The 13,994-nt window shown below is 64.2% G+C and carries 11 protein-coding genes; 3 read left to right on the top strand and 8 right to left on the bottom strand.

Annotation, left to right across the window (positions count from 1 at the left end; genetic code table 11):
- Positions 1-91: 91 nt before the first annotated feature.
- The 3 genes from X741_RS152100 to X741_RS152110 all read left to right on the top strand — a co-directional run bounded on the left by X741_RS152100 (position 92) and on the right by X741_RS152110 (position 3,587).
- Positions 92-670 (top strand): SCO family protein, encoded by a 579-nt coding sequence (locus X741_RS152100; protein ID WP_023778054.1) that lies wholly within the window; start codon positions 92-94, stop codon positions 668-670.
- 66 nt (positions 671-736) lie between these two features.
- A complete protein-coding gene (locus X741_RS152105; RefSeq protein ID WP_023778053.1) occupies positions 737-1,609 on the top strand; it encodes a 50S ribosomal protein L11 methyltransferase in 873 nt (290 codons plus the stop codon).
- Positions 1,610-1,742: 133 nt separating this feature from the next.
- Positions 1,743-3,587 (top strand): aminopeptidase P family protein, encoded by a 1,845-nt coding sequence (locus tag X741_RS152110; protein ID WP_023778052.1) that lies wholly within the window; start codon positions 1,743-1,745, stop codon positions 3,585-3,587.
- 91 nt (positions 3,588-3,678) lie between these two features.
- Here X741_RS152110 and X741_RS152115 read toward each other — a convergent pair whose 3' ends face one another.
- The 8 genes from X741_RS152115 to ftsZ all read right to left on the bottom strand — a co-directional run bounded on the left by X741_RS152115 (position 3,679) and on the right by ftsZ (position 13,931).
- On the bottom strand, positions 3,679-3,975 hold the full coding sequence (locus tag X741_RS152115; RefSeq protein WP_023778051.1) for an AzlD family protein: 297 nt from the start codon (positions 3,973-3,975) through the stop codon (positions 3,679-3,681).
- Complete coding sequence (locus tag X741_RS152120; protein ID WP_023778050.1) at positions 3,972-4,700, bottom strand: AzlC family ABC transporter permease; 729 nt, start codon at positions 4,698-4,700, stop codon at positions 3,972-3,974. The genes X741_RS152115 and X741_RS152120 overlap by 4 nt, the downstream gene beginning before the upstream one ends.
- Before the next feature lie 269 nt (positions 4,701-4,969).
- Positions 4,970-5,662 carry a TIGR02453 family protein gene (locus X741_RS152125; RefSeq protein ID WP_023778049.1) on the bottom strand — a complete coding sequence of 231 codons (693 nt, stop codon included), beginning with the start codon at positions 5,660-5,662 and terminating at the stop codon, positions 4,970-4,972.
- Positions 5,662-7,866, bottom strand: a complete 2,205-nt coding sequence (gene ligA / locus X741_RS152130) for an NAD-dependent DNA ligase LigA (protein ID WP_023778048.1) — start codon at positions 7,864-7,866, stop codon at positions 5,662-5,664. The genes X741_RS152125 and ligA overlap by 1 nt, the downstream gene beginning before the upstream one ends.
- A gap of 134 nt (positions 7,867-8,000) precedes the next feature.
- Positions 8,001-9,674, bottom strand: a complete 1,674-nt coding sequence (gene recN, locus X741_RS152135; RefSeq protein WP_023778047.1) for a DNA repair protein RecN — start codon at positions 9,672-9,674, stop codon at positions 8,001-8,003.
- Between the two features lie 216 nt (positions 9,675-9,890).
- Positions 9,891-10,760, bottom strand: coding sequence for an outer membrane protein assembly factor BamD (locus tag X741_RS152140; protein WP_023778046.1), 870 nt, complete (start codon positions 10,758-10,760; stop codon positions 9,891-9,893).
- A 251-nt stretch (positions 10,761-11,011) separates the two neighbouring features.
- On the bottom strand, positions 11,012-11,962 hold the full coding sequence (gene lpxC / locus X741_RS152145; RefSeq protein WP_023765121.1) for a UDP-3-O-acyl-N-acetylglucosamine deacetylase: 951 nt from the start codon (positions 11,960-11,962) through the stop codon (positions 11,012-11,014).
- 280 nt (positions 11,963-12,242) lie between these two features.
- Positions 12,243-13,931 carry a cell division protein FtsZ gene (ftsZ, locus tag X741_RS152150; RefSeq protein WP_023778045.1) on the bottom strand — a complete coding sequence of 563 codons (1,689 nt, stop codon included), beginning with the start codon at positions 13,929-13,931 and terminating at the stop codon, positions 12,243-12,245.
- Between the last annotated feature and the right edge of the window lie 63 nt (positions 13,932-13,994).

Here is a 13,994-nt window from a genome sequence, read left to right as displayed (position 1 = left end):
GTGTACCCGGTCGAACCGCTAAGACTGTCGGCCGAACAAGGGAGCGTGGCTTCGGCCGGCACCCGATGAAAGTTACAGACGGACTTTTCTGATGATGCGTTCTATCCTGGTCGGCATTCTCATCCTCATGGCGGCCGGCATCGGCTGGCTGACTTTCGACTGGTATCGCGGCCACTATGGCGGCGAACCGTTCGGCGCCCCCTTCACCCTGGTCGACCAGAAGGGCGCGCCGATCACCGAGGCCGCGTTCCGGGGCCAGCCCAGCGTTGTCTTCTTCGGCTTCACCCATTGTCCGGAAGTCTGCCCGACCACGCTGTTCGAACTCGCCGGCTGGCTGAAGACGCTCGGCGACGACGGCAAGAACCTGCATGCCTATTTCGTCTCCGTCGATCCCGAGCGCGACACGCCGGCGGTGATGAATGCCTATGTCAGCAATTTCTCCGACCGCATCATCGGCATCTCCGGCGATCCGGACAAAGTCCACGCCATGGCCAAGTCGTTCGGCATCTACTGGAAGAAGGTCGACACCGGCGACGGCGACTACACGATGGACCACACCGCCTCGGTGCTGCTGCTCAACGGCAAGGGCGATTTCGCCGGCACGATCGCCTATGGCGAAAGTGCCAGCACCGCTGTCGAAAAGCTGAAGCGCCTCGCGGCCAAGGGCTAGAGCTTGATCCCGAAAAGTGGAAGCCGGTTTTTCGGACAAGACATGCTCAAAGAGAAACTTAACCTGATGACCCAGACACGGCTCCATTTCACCACCGGCAAGGTCGAGGCGGAGCGTATTTTCGTGGCCCTTGAGATGGCCTTCGAGGATGAAGGCCTGCCGATCGCGGTGCTGGAGGTCGACGAAGACAAGGACATCCACGAAGTCTCGCTCTATGCCGACGGTGACGTCGACGCGATCGAGGCGCGGATGAAGGACATTCTCGCCGGCCTCACCCTGTCGAAGCCCGTCGAGCGCGAGGCGCTGCCCGACATCGACTGGGTGGCGCGTTCGCTGGAAGGATTGAAACCGGTGCGCGCCGGCCGTTTCTTCGTCCATGGCGCGCATGACCGCAGGAAGCGCCACAGTGGCGAACTCGCCATCGAGATCGAGGCCGGCCTCGCCTTCGGCACCGGCCACCACGGCACCACCTCGGGCTGCCTCGAAATGCTGGAACGGGTGGTGCGGCGCGAACATCCGCGCAATGCGCTAGACCTCGGCACCGGCAGCGCCGTTCTGGCGATCGCCGTGGCCAAGCTGGCACATATTCCGGTGCTCGCCACCGACATCGATCCGGTGGCGGTTAAGGTCGCCGCCGCCAATGCGCGGCTCAACCACGTCAAGGCTCTCGTCGAGACGGTAACGGCGCCGGGCTTTCACCATCCGATCTTCGGCAGGCGCGCGCCCTTCGATCTCATCATCGCCAACATATTGGCGCGGCCGCTGATGCGGCTGGCGCCGCAAATGGCCGGGCACATCGCGCTTGGCGGCTCGATCGTGCTGTCAGGCATTCTCGAGCGCCAGCGCGACGCGGTCATCTCGGCCTATGTCGGCCAGAACTTCCGCCACGTGCGCACGCTGCACCGCGAAGGCTGGGTGACCATCCACCTCAAGCACTGAGCGCGGGTCGCACGGCGCTGGACCAAGCCCACTCGGTTGTCAGCCAGGCGACGCTGTAGCAGTTTGCACCGCTGGAAATCGATTCCGATTTCCCAAGCCATAAGCTACGCTCGCGCGTGCAAGGAGGCCCATCATGTTCCAGACCTTCGATTCCGCGGGCGACCCGGCAGTCGGCAAGCCGCGCGTGGCGCTGCTGCGCCAATGGCTGGATGGAAATGGCCTCGACGGCTTCATCGTTCCGCGCGCCGACGAGCATCAGGGCGAATATGTCGCCGATCGCTCGGCGCGGCTGAAATGGCTGACCGGCTTCAGCGGCTCGGCCGGTGTCGCCATCGTCCTGCGCGACCGCGCCTTCATCTTTGTCGACGGGCGCTACACGCTGCAGGTGCGCAGCGAGGTCGATCTCGACATCTTCTCGGTCGAAAGCCTGGTCGACAACCCGCCCCCGGTCTGGCTCAAGGACAATATCGGCAAGGGCGCGCGGCTGGGCTTCGATCCGTGGCTGCACACGGTCGGTGAGGTCAAGGCGCTGCAGGCCGCTGCCGACAAGATCGGCGCCGTGCTGGTGCCGCTGACCAAGAACCCGATCGACATCATCTGGAAGGATCAACCCGCGGCACCGGTGGCACCCGTCGAGTTGCACCCGATCGGCTTTGCCGGCGAACTTGCCAAGGACAAGCTGGCGCGGCTGGCGGCGGCGATCGGCAAGGACGGCGCCACTCATGCAGTGCTGACCGACCCCTCCTCCATCGCCTGGGCCTTCAACATCCGCGGCGGTGACGTGCCGCACACGCCGCTGGCGCTTGGCTTCGCCATCCTCGCTGCCGACGGATCGCACAAGCTGTTCATGGACAAGCGCAAGTTCTCGCGCCAGGTCGCCGCCTATCTGACCCAGCTCGCCGATTTGCACGAGCCCGACGAATTCGAAGCCGCCATCGTGGCGCTTGCCAAGGGCGGCGCCAAGATCGCGCTCGACCCGGTGCTGGCGGCCGACAGGCTGCGCATGCTGGTCGAGGACAATGGCGGCACCGTGGTTGCCGCGCCCGACCCGGCCCGCATCCCGCGCGCCACCAAGAACCAGGCCGAGATCAACGGGTCGCGCGCCGCGCATCGCCGTGACGGCGCGGCGGTGGCGAAACTGCTGTGCTGGCTGGAGCGCCAGAAACCCGGCTCCCTCGACGAGATCGCGGTCGTCACCCGGCTGGAGGAAACGCGCCGGCAGACCGGCGAGGAAACCCAGATGCCGCTGCGCGACGTCTCCTTCGACACCATTTCCGGCGCCGGGCCGAACGGCGCCATCATGCATTACCGCGTGTCGCGTGCCACCAACCGGAAGCTCAAGGCCGGCGAGCTGTTCCTGCTCGATTCCGGCGCGCAATATCAGGACGGCACCACCGACATCACCCGCACCGTACCCATCGGCCAGCCGACCGAGGAAATGCGCGAACGCTTCACGCTGGTGCTGAAAGGCATGATCGGCATTTCAACGCTGCGCTTCCCCGCCGGCACGCGCGGCTCGGAGATCGACGCCGTCGCCCGCATGGCGCTGTGGAAGCACGGCTGCGACTTCGCCCATGGCACCGGACATGGCGTCGGCTCGTATCTCGCCGTGCACGAAGGCCCGCAGCGCATCGCCCGCACCGGGACGGAGAAGCTGCTCGAAGGCATGATGCTGTCCAACGAACCCGGCTACTACAAGGAAGGCTCCTACGGCATCCGCATCGAGAACCTGATCCTGGTGACCCCGGCGGCAGAAATCGAGGGCGGCGACATCGCCATGCACGGCTTCGAGACGCTGACGCTGGCGCCGATCGACCTCAGGCTGGTGCGGTCCGACCTGCTGACGCGCGAGGAACTGCACTGGCTCGACGCCTACCATGCCCGCGTACTGGCCGAGATCGGCCCGATGCTCGACGGCGAAACGCTGGCCTGGCTGGAAAAGGCAACCGCGCCATTGCCGCACGACGCCAAGATTTGAGATGAGCTACTTTCTCCCAGTTTACGGGGAGAAATGCCCGGCAGGACAATGAAGGGCGGCGCGGACGTTCGAAACGTTCGCACCGGCAAAATCACCCCACAAACTGCCGCGCCGCGATCAGCACCGCCGCCCCCGTCAAGAACATCGCCATCAGCCCGCCGCGCAGCGAAACCACTGCCGTGACCACCAATGCCGCCCATTCCGCCGGTCCGGCGTTCAACAGTTCCGGTGCCACCAGTGTCGTCAGCACCGCCGCCGGCACGGCGTTGAGCCCGGCCTCGACGCGCGGATGGATGTTGTCGAAGCGGGAGATGACCAGATGCCCGCCGATGCGCGTCAGATAGGTGGCGATCGCGCCGGCGATGATGATCCAGAACGTCGTGCTCATGGCCTTGTCTCCACGCCGCTATGGTGCGGCGGCAGGATGACGGCGAGCAGCACGCCGGCAATGGCGCCGATCGAGACGTGCCAGGGCGAGCCGACCGTCTTGTAGGCGATGATCGAGGCGGCGCCACTGGCGATCACCACCGGCAGCCACAGCGGCCGCTTGCGGAAGCCCATCACCAGGCCGAGAAAATAGATCGGCAGCAGGAAATCGATGCCCAGCGCATGCGTGTCGGGGATCAGCTTGCCGAACATCGCACCAAGTGCGCTTTCGATCACCCAGAACACGTAGACGGGCAGGCCCAGTCCCAGATACCAGGCAAAACCGACCGTCTGTCCGGATTGCGCCCTCGCCTCGGCCACGGCGAATTGCGGGTCGGTGAGGATGAAATAGCCAAGCGCCTGTTGGACGATCGGCCAGTGCGCGATGCGCCGGCCGATGCCGGCGGAATAGAGCACGTGACGGAAATTGACGGCAAAGATCGACAGCACGATCAGCCACGGCGCGACGTGCTGGCCGAACAGCTGGATGCCGACCATTTGGCTGGCGCCGCCAAAAACCAGCGCGCTCATCAGGAACGCTTCGAGGACCGAAAAGCCCTGGTCGACGGCAAGCGCCCCGAACAGCACCGCGAACGGCGCCGAAGCCACCACGACAGGCATGGATAGCCGCACGCCCTGCCAGAAATCGCTTCGATCGCCGCTCTGCGAAATCACGTCCGTCGCCATAAACCACTCCTGATGCATGTCGCCCAAAAATGCGCAGCGGTTTTGGGATTGCGACATGCACAACAACTAATGCATGTCGCCCAAAAGTGACCCGGTTTTGGGGGAACGACATGCACAAAAACAAAGACCTAAAGCGCGTCGCATGAATCCGCTTCAGCGCGACGCGCTTTAGGAGTGGCGGTATGTAGGTGGCGTGCCCAGCGTTGTCACACGAATTCGCTTGAGCCAAACGATCAGCGGAAATGATCGTGGCGGCGTTCGAGTAACGCTTAATCCCTCTCGGTTTTGCCCTCGATCGCCCTGCCCCAATCGAGCAGCGGCTTGGCGCGCAACGTGAAATCGACGAGCTCCTCGACCAGTTCCGGCCCGTGAATGCCGGCCGGATCGATCACGTGGCGAACGACGAAATGCCGGTTGCGAATGGCCGCGGCAAGGTCCTTGTCGATGACGTGTTCGAAGCCGCGCGGCGTGCGTTTCATGGCGCCTTCGGTATCGAGTTCGAGGCCATTCTTGTTCAACGCCTTCACCAGGGCGCGAAACCTCTCGGGCCATGTCTCGATGGAACGGCGTATCGCCAGCAGCAGTGCCGCCTCCGGCTGCCACCAGGCGACGCCGGCGAAGCAACCCTCCAACCCGATATGCACGTAGAACACGCCTTGTTCCATCTTGGTGCCGTCGGGCGAAAGGATTGCCGACAGGTGGCGGTTGTAGGGTCGCTTATCCCTGGCGAAACGCACGTCGCGATTGATGCGAAACAGCGACTTCTTGCGGTCGCCGCGCAAACCCAACCCCGCCTCCGCAAAACGCGACGTCAGCGTGTCGACGAGATTGCCCAGTGGATCGCGCAATTCCGTTTCGAACAGGTCGCGGTTCTCCAAAAACCATTCCCGGCTCTGGTGGAAATCCAGCGCCTTCAGGAACGGAATGGCCTTTTGGCCGAACCCTTTGAAGGTGCTTTCCATCAGGACTTGCCGACCCGCTGCAGCCAGGTGTCCTCGTCGATGACCTCGACGCCGAGTTCGCTGGCAAGCTTGAGTTTCGAGCCCGCACCAGGCCCCGCCACCAGCAGGTCGGTCTTCGCCGAAACCGAGCCGGCGACCTTGGCGCCGAGCCGTTCGGCCATCGCCTTGGCTTCGGAGCGGGTCATCTTCTCCAGCGTGCCGGTGAACACGATCGTCTTGCCGGCGACCTCGCTGTCGGCCGAGACGGTGACGATGTACGGCTTCGGCTTGACCTGCTCGAGCAGCTTCTCAAGGACGTCGTCATTGCGCTGATTGCCGAAGAAATCGCGCAGCGCGTCGATCACCGTGTCGCCGATGCCGTTGATCGACGGGAACACGGTGTGCGGATCTTCCGCAGCGGCCGTCTCCTTGCCGACGCGGATCAGTTCCTCGATGGTCGAGAAGGTGCGGGCGAGCAAAGCCGCCGTCGTCTCGCCGATGTGGCGGATGCCCAATGCGAAGATGAAGCGGTCGAGTTCCGGTTCTCGGCGCGAATCGATGGCTGCGAAGAGCTTGTCCAGGCCTTCATAGTTGCGGTCCTCGACGCTGCGGACATTCTTGCGCGTCTTGCCGGATGCCGCCTCGCGCTGCCTGGCCTGCTCCTCGCGCCGCTCGGCCAGCGCCTTGGTGACGGCTGGCCGGCGATCCCTGAGCGTGAAGATATCGGCGGCCGTCTTGATCAATCCGGCATTGAAGAAGGTATCGATGTTTTCCGCGCCAAGGCCTTCGATGTCCAAGGCGCCGCGCGAGACGAAATGGCGCAATCGTTCCACGGCTTGCGCGGCACAGATCAGTTCTCCCGTGCAGCGTCGCCGCGAATCCTCCTTGCCGGTCTTCTCGTTGATTTCGCGCGTCGCCGGCGAGCCGCAAACCGGACAGCTGTGCGGGAACTCGTAAGGGGTGGCATCGGCCGGGCGCTTGTCGATGACGACGCTGACGATCTGCGGAATGACGTCCCCTGCGCGCTGGATCACCACCGTGTCGCCGATGCGCACGTCGATGCCGTCGCGGATCGGCTGGCCGTTGCTGTCGAAACCCTTGATGTAATCCTCATTGTGCAGCGTGACGTTCTCGACCACCACGCCGCCAACCGTCACCGGTGCCAGACGCGCCACCGGCGCCAACGTGCCGGTGCGGCCGACCTGGATGTCAATCTTCTGCACGGTCGTCATTGCCTGTTCGGCGGGGAATTTGTGCGCGATAGCCCAGCGCGGTTCGCCGGTGACGAACCCCCACCGGCGCTGCAATTCCAGCTGGTCGACCTTGTAGACGACGCCGTCGATGTCATAGCCCAGCGAGGAGCGCTGCTCCTCGATCCGGTGATAATGCGCGACCAGTTCCTCGACCGATTTCGCCCGCACCATCAACGGACTGATCTTGAACCCCCAATCCGCGAATTTCTGCACGGCGCCGTATTGGGTCGGTGCCGGATCTTCCGTCGTGTAGCCCCAGGCATAGGCGAAGAATTTGAGGTTTCGGCTGGCGGTGACGGAGGCGTCCTTCTGGCGCAGCGAGCCGGCAGCCGTGTTGCGCGGATTGACATAGTCCTGGCCGCCGGCCGCCGCCGAACGTGCCTTCAGCGCTTCGAACTCGGCATAGGTCATGTAGACCTCGCCGCGTATCTCGATGATTTCCGGCCAGCCCGAGCCTTTCAGCTTCGCGGGAATGTCGGCGATGGTCCTCAGATTGGCGGTGATGTCCTCACCCACGGTGCCGTTGCCACGCGTGGCGCCTTGCACGAATACGCCCTTCTCGTAGCGCAGCGATGCCGACAGCCCGTCGATCTTCGGTTCGGCGGTGAAGGCGATGTCGAGGTCCTTGTCGCGGTCGAAGAACCGCCGGCCGCGCTCGATGAAATCGGTTACGTCCTCGTCGGTATAGGCCTTGGCCAAGCTGAGCATCGGCACCGCGTGGCGCACCTTGGCGAAGCCTTCCGCTGGCGCGGCCCCTACCCTGAGCGATGGCGAATCCTCGCGTACCAGGCCGGGAAAGCGCTCCTCGATGGCCAGGTTTCGACGCCTCAGGGCGTCATATTCGGCGTCCGTGATCGTTGGCGCGTCTTCCGTGTGATAACGCCGGTCATGCTCGGCGATCTCCTCGGCCAGCCGCTGGAGCTCTGCTTCGGCCTCGCTTTCGCTGAGCGAATCGACAGGTTTTTCGGCCATGTTTTTTGTCCCCGAACGATGCCGCGTCACAATAGAACATGATCCCGAAAAGTGGGAACCGGTTTTCGGAAAAGATCATTCCTGACCAGCAGGATGGAGCCATATCCTGACTCGATCCATCACGCCGGATATTCCTATGCCGCGTTTGTGTTTTCGCGCAACAACCGCTCGGCGGCGGCGCGCGCCTCATCGGTGATCGTGGCGCCGGCCAGCATGCGGGCGATCTCTTCCTGCCGCGCCGTCCGATCCATCTCGGCAATGCCGGTCGCCACGCGATCGGTGCCGCCCGATTTGGAGATCAGGAAATGCGTTGCCGCGCGCGCCGCCACCTGCGGCGCATGAGTGACCGAGAGCACCTGCACGCGCTTCGACAGCCGCGCCAGCCTTTGGCCGATGGCGTCCGCCACGGCGCCGCCCACGCCGGTGTCGATTTCGTCGAAAACCAGCGTCGGCGCCGAGCCACGGTCGGCCAGCGCCACCTTCAGCGCCAGCAGGAAGCGCGACAGCTCGCCGCCGGAAGCGACCTTCATCATCGGGCCGGGCCGCGTGCCGGGGTTGGTGCGCACCCAGAACTCGATCTGGTCGATGCCCTCTTCCATGCGGGTCTCGGCCTCGCTCTTCATCTCGACGATGAAGGCGGCGCGCTCGAGCTTCAGCGCCGGCAGTTCGGCCATGACGGCCTTGGCCAGGCCGATCGCCGCCGCGTGGCGCAGCGAGGAAAGCTGTGCGGCGGCGATGTCATAGGCCTCGCACGCGGCAGCGGCCTGCTTTTCCAGTCCGTGCAGGCGTTCCTCGCCGGCATCGAGATCGGCAAGATCGGCAACCATCGTGTCGCGCAACTGTGCCAGGTCGTCGACGGCGACGCTGTGCTTGCGTGACGCGGCACGCAGCGAAAATAGCCGCTCCTCCGCTTTTTCCAGCCGTTGCGGATCATATTCGGTGGCCCGCAATGCGGCCTCGACACCCGACTGCGCCGCATCGAGCGACAGCATCGCCTCGTCCAGCGACTTGACCACGTCCTCGAGCAGGCCGGGCGCCTCCGTCGCTTTGCGTTGCAGCCGCCTCAGCAGGCTGGCCAGTTGTGGCAAGGGCGAGGACGGGCCGGACAGCACGTCCTGCGCATCATGAATCTCGGAAGCGATTTTCTCGGCGCGCATCATGTGGGCGCGCAGTTCGGCAAGTTCCGTTTCCTCGCCGGGCTGGGGATCGAGCTTGGTCAGCTCAGTGACCGCCGCGCGCAGATAGTCGGCCTCGCGCGCCGCCGCCGCCACCTTGGCGCGGTGGCGCGTAAGTTCCTGCTCGCAGGCGCGCCAGTGCCGCCATGCCTCGCCGGTCGAACGAACAGCGCCGAGATGGCCGCCGAAAGCATCGAGCACGTCGCGATGGGCACCGGGATCGACCAGGGCCCGTTCATCGTGCTGGCCGTGGATCTCGACCAGCGCGTGGCCGACATCGCGCATCAAGGTCACGCTGGATGGCTGGTCGTTGACGAACACCCGGGTGCGGCCATCCGCCGTCTGCACGCGGCGCAGGATGATGTCCCCATCATCCTCGATGGCGTTTTCGGCAAGCAGCGCGCGCACCGGATGGTTGCGCGGCACATCGAACACGGCGATGACCTGGCCTTGCGCCGCGCCATGGCGCACCAGCGAGGCATCGCCGCGCGCGCCGAGCGCCAGCGACAAAGCATCGAGCAGGATGGATTTGCCGGCACCGGTTTCGCCAGTCAGCACGGACAGACCGGGCTGGAAGTCGATATCCAGCTTCTCGATCAGGACGATATCGCGGATCGATAGTCTGGCAAGCATCAGAACCCGGACCTCAAGCAATTCCAGGAAAGTGCGTAGCGGTTTTCCCACGGGAATTGCGTAGAACAAAAAGTTAGGACGGCTCAGCGCTTCAATCAAACCACCGAACCGCTGTGAAGCGGCACGCGACCCGGTTGGAGTCGCAGCGCCGCACTATCTTTTTGTTTCAGCGTCGGATCAATCCAAAAACGCGCGCTTCGGTCCGAAGCCTGGCGGTCAGGCGCCGGTGATCAGTTTTCCGGCCTTGGATATCCACGATCCGGCATTCTCGCGCGGCGCAAGCCCGTTGCTCTGCAGCAGCTTGTAGGAATCCTTGTACCACGGGCTGTCGGGATAGTTGGTGCCGAGCACCGCGGCGGCCGTCTGGGCCTCCGAGGTCAACCCCATCGCGTAATAGCTCTCGGTGAGGCGGGCGAGTGCTTCCTCGACATGCCGCGTGTTGGAATAGTTCTCCACCACGGTGCGGAAGCGTTTGACGGCGGCGATGTATTCGCGGCGCTCCAGATAATAGCGGCCGATCTGCATTTCCTTGCCGGCGAGCTGGTCGTTGGCGAAGCGGATCTTCTCCTTGGCGTCGTCGACATATTCCGAAGTCGGCCAGCGCGTGACCAGATCCTGCATCGTCTGCAAGGTCTGGCGTGCTTCCTTCTGATCCTGCGTCACGTCCTTGATCTGGCGGTAGTAGCTGAGACCAATGATGTACTGCGCATAGGGCGCGTCCTCGGTGGACGGATAAAGCGCCAGATAGCGCTTGGCCGACGAGATCGCTTCGTCGTAGCTGCCTTTGCGATAGTCGGCGAAGGCGCCCATCACCATCGATTTGCGGGCCCATTCCGAATAGGGATGCTGGCGGTCGACAGCGTCGAACTTCTTGCTCGCCTCGTCCAGGCGACCGGCATTCAGATTGGCGAGACCCTGGTTGTAGAGAACATCGGCCGGCTCCGTCTGGTCGACATAGGTCGACAGGTCGACGTCTTTCTCGGACGACATGCAGGCCGACAGAAAGAGCGATGGAACAACCACCGAAAGCGCCAGGAACATAGAACGCTGCGGCGCTTTCGATTGACCGACTCGCTTGAAAAACATGATTGGATTGCGCCCTTTCGGCGTTATTTTAATGCCTCTTGCATGCTGTTGTCCCAAAACTGGTCCCCACTTTTGAGCGACATGCACTAATCGACGGCAGCAGCCATAGACCATAACCGCCTTGCCCGGCAACGCTATGTCCAGCCAATCGCGCATTTTTGTGGCGGCCGGACCGAGTCGGAGTATCGCTGCGATTTCGCCGGCGGATGGTGCATTCATGCAACACTCACCGTCCCGAAACGTCGAGGAATTCAGATCATCCAGGGTGCGTAGAGCGGCGCATTGACGGCACTCATCTCGGCGGCGCGGCCGCGCTCGCGGCGCGTCGTCTCGACGATTTCGAAAGCCGTGCGGTCCGACAGCAGCCGCCGCAGCGCCGCCGCGTTCAGCCTGTGGCCGCCGCGATAGGAGCGGAAACAGCCGATGAAGCGGGCGCCGGCCAGCGCCAGGTCGCCCATGGCGTCGAGCGTCTTGTGGCGCACGAATTCGTTGGGGAAGCGCAAGCCTCCCATGTTGATGACGCGGTTGTCGTCTCCAATCACCAGCGAATTCTCAAGCGAGGATCCCAGCGCATAGCCGGCGGCCCACAGCCGCTCGACATCCTTCATGAAGCCGAAGGTGCGGGCCCGCGCGATGTCACGGCGGAAAATGTCGGCATTGATGTCCGAAGCGAAGAGTTGGCGTCCGATCGCCGGGCTTTCAAAATCGATCTCGACCTCGAAACGGGTGCCGTCATAGGGCCTGAACTCGGCCCAGGAAGCACCGTTCTCGATACGGACCGGCTTGACGACCCTGATGTAGCGCCGCTTGACCGGCAAGGTCTCGATGCCCGCCTGGTCGATGGCTTCCACGAACGCCATTGCGCTGCCGTCGAGGATGGGAACCTCGTGACCGTCGATCTCGATGAGGACATTGTCGATGCCGAGGCCTAACAAAGCGGCCATGATGTGCTCGACGGTGGCGATATGCTCGCCTGCCGGATCGCCAAGCATGGTGCACAGGTCGGTGGCGCCGATCTCGGAAAACAGGGCGCGGAACTCACGGCCCTGCCCCTCCTCGCTGACAAGCTGGAACACGATGCCGGTATCGGCATCCGCGGGCACGAAACTGACGGAAACTTCTTTGCCGCTGTGAACGCCGGTGCCCGTAAGCGACGCGCGCGCCTTCACTGTCGTCTGGTAGTCGTGCAAGACAATCCCCATAAGCCCGTAATGCCTAGGTCCGCTTCTCCAGCCCGAGGGCGCGGCTCTTGTTGAATCGGCTGGCAGGGCGACTTCCCCCGAAATCCCGGCAGACCGACTGTGGTAGGCAGCGAAGATAGTGTCCCGGTAGGGAGACTCCAAATCACGGTTTCTTACTCTTTGTAACCGCGAACGGGAATACGAACGACGTTATAACAGATTGTTTTTGCAGCATTTTAAACGTTAACAGGCAAGCAATTTGTTGCTTGCCTGTTAACAATTGTTACAGTCCGTTAACCGCTCAGTTGGCCTGGCGGCGCAGGAACGCCGGAATCTCCAGCTGATCGTCGTCCTGAGTCGCCCGCGTCTGCGGCGTCAGGCGGCCCTGGTCGTCCAGCTGGCCGCGGCGCGGCGCGTAGAGCTGGGCGTCCTGGCTGGCGAGACGGCGCACTTCCGGTGCCGCCTGGCGCAGCTTTGGCTCGCGCGGTTGCGCCGGCTGCAGCCGTGCGGGCTCCTCCTCGCGGCGGGTCAGGCCGTTGGTCAGGCGCTTCAACAGGCCCATCGGCCCGCTGTTGTTCTCATGGTCGACCGGCCGGCTCTTGGCGTCCACCTCGGCCTTCACGACCGGCGGAAAGTCCTCGACGCGCGGCATGCGCTGCGGCGCCATCGCCACAGGCTGTTGCACCTCACGCAGCATTTCGCGCGGCTGCGGAGCCGGCTGCATCATCTGCTGGACCACCGGCTGTGCCATCGGCTGCGGCTGTGCCGGCGGCGCCTGGAAGATCTTGCTCTGCGGGCGGAAATCGTCCGCATGGGCGACAGGTGCCGGACGAGCCTGCGCCATGGCCGCGGCGTTTGCCTCGGCGAGCTGGATGGCTTCGGCGACCGGGTCCGCTGCGCGCGGCTCGTAGGCGGTCTGCTGCACCGGCGCCGGGCGGCTTTCGACCGCTGCCACGGCCGGACGGGCGGCCGGCTTCTGCGGTGCGGTGCGGATCGCGATCGGCGCGGCGGCGATTTCAGCCGCCGACTTGTCGATGCCGGTGGCGACCACCGAGACACGGATGACGCCTTCCAGCTCTTCGTCGAAGGTGGCGCCCAGGATGATGTTGGCGTCCTGGTCGACTTCCTCGCGGATACGGGTCGCCGCTTCGTCGACCTCGAACAGGGTGAGGTCGCGGCCGCCGGTGATCGAGATCAGCAGGCCCTTGGCGCCTCTCATCGACGTCTCGTCGAGCAGCGGGTTGGCGATCGCTGCTTCGGCGGCGGCCATTGCACGGCCCTCGCCCGAAGCTTCGCCGGTGCCCATCATGGCCTTGCCCATCTCGCGCATCACCGAACGCACGTCGGCGAAGTCGAGGTTGATCAGGCCTTCCTTGACCATCAGGTCGGTGATGCAGGCAACACCGGAATAGAGCACCTGGTCGGCCATGGCGAAGGCGTCGGCGAAGGTGGTCTTGTCATTGGCCAGCCGGAACAGGTTCTGGTTGGGGATGACGATCAGGGTGTCGACGCATTTCTGCAGTTCCTCGATGCCGAGGTCGGCCGTCTTCATGCGGCGCTGGCCTTCGAAATGGAACGGCTTGGTGACGACGCCGACGGTGAGGATGCCCCTTTCGCGGGCGGCCCGCGCCACGACCGGAGCAGCACCGGTACCCGTGCCGCCGCCCATGCCCGCGGTGACGAAGCACATATGGGTGTTGGACAGGTGATCGATTATCTCGTCGATGCACTCTTCGGCCGCCGCACGGCCGACTTCAGGCTGCGAGCCGGCGCCGAGACCCTCGGTGACATGCGCGCCAAGCTGGATCAGCCGATCGGCCTTCGACATGGTCAGCGCCTGCGCGTCGGTGTTGGCGACAACGAACTCGACACCGCGCAGACCTGCGGTGATCATGTTGTTGACGGCATTGCCGCCGCCGCCGCCGACGCCGAACACGGTGATGCGGGGCTTAAGCTCGGTGATGTCCGGCTTCTGCAGATTGATGGTCATTGTCTCCGTCCTTTGCCTTTCACGCCGCTTCGCCGCCGCGGCCGCCTATGGGGCTGTCCCCGT

This window comes from Mesorhizobium sp. LNHC221B00 (assembly GCF_000502935.1).
GTDB lineage: Bacteria > Pseudomonadota > Alphaproteobacteria > Rhizobiales > Rhizobiaceae > Mesorhizobium > Mesorhizobium opportunistum.
Note: the sequence above shows the minus strand (reverse complement) of the source record. Positions and strands in the feature narration are given on the sequence as shown.

Excerpts from the sequence above, each read along its gene's own strand:
- X741_RS152100 (WP_023778054.1), top strand. The coding sequence starts at position 92 with ATGATGCGTTCTATCCTGGTCGGCATTCTCATCCTCATGGCGGCCGGC.
- X741_RS152105 (WP_023778053.1), top strand. The coding sequence starts at position 737 with ATGACCCAGACACGGCTCCATTTCACCACCGGCAAGGTCGAGGCGGAG.
- X741_RS152110 (WP_023778052.1), top strand. The coding sequence starts at position 1,743 with ATGTTCCAGACCTTCGATTCCGCGGGCGACCCGGCAGTCGGCAAGCCG.
- X741_RS152115 (WP_023778051.1), bottom strand. The coding sequence starts at position 3,975 with ATGAGCACGACGTTCTGGATCATCATCGCCGGCGCGATCGCCACCTAT.
- X741_RS152120 (WP_023778050.1), bottom strand. The coding sequence starts at position 4,700 with ATGGCGACGGACGTGATTTCGCAGAGCGGCGATCGAAGCGATTTCTGG.
- X741_RS152125 (WP_023778049.1), bottom strand. The coding sequence starts at position 5,662 with ATGGAAAGCACCTTCAAAGGGTTCGGCCAAAAGGCCATTCCGTTCCTG.
- ligA (WP_023778048.1), bottom strand. The coding sequence starts at position 7,866 with ATGGCCGAAAAACCTGTCGATTCGCTCAGCGAAAGCGAGGCCGAAGCA.
- recN (WP_023778047.1), bottom strand. The coding sequence starts at position 9,674 with ATGCTTGCCAGACTATCGATCCGCGATATCGTCCTGATCGAGAAGCTG.
- X741_RS152140 (WP_023778046.1), bottom strand. The coding sequence starts at position 10,760 with ATGTTTTTCAAGCGAGTCGGTCAATCGAAAGCGCCGCAGCGTTCTATG.
- lpxC (WP_023765121.1), bottom strand. The coding sequence starts at position 11,962 with ATGGGGATTGTCTTGCACGACTACCAGACGACAGTGAAGGCGCGCGCG.
- ftsZ (WP_023778045.1), bottom strand. The coding sequence starts at position 13,931 with ATGACCATCAATCTGCAGAAGCCGGACATCACCGAGCTTAAGCCCCGC.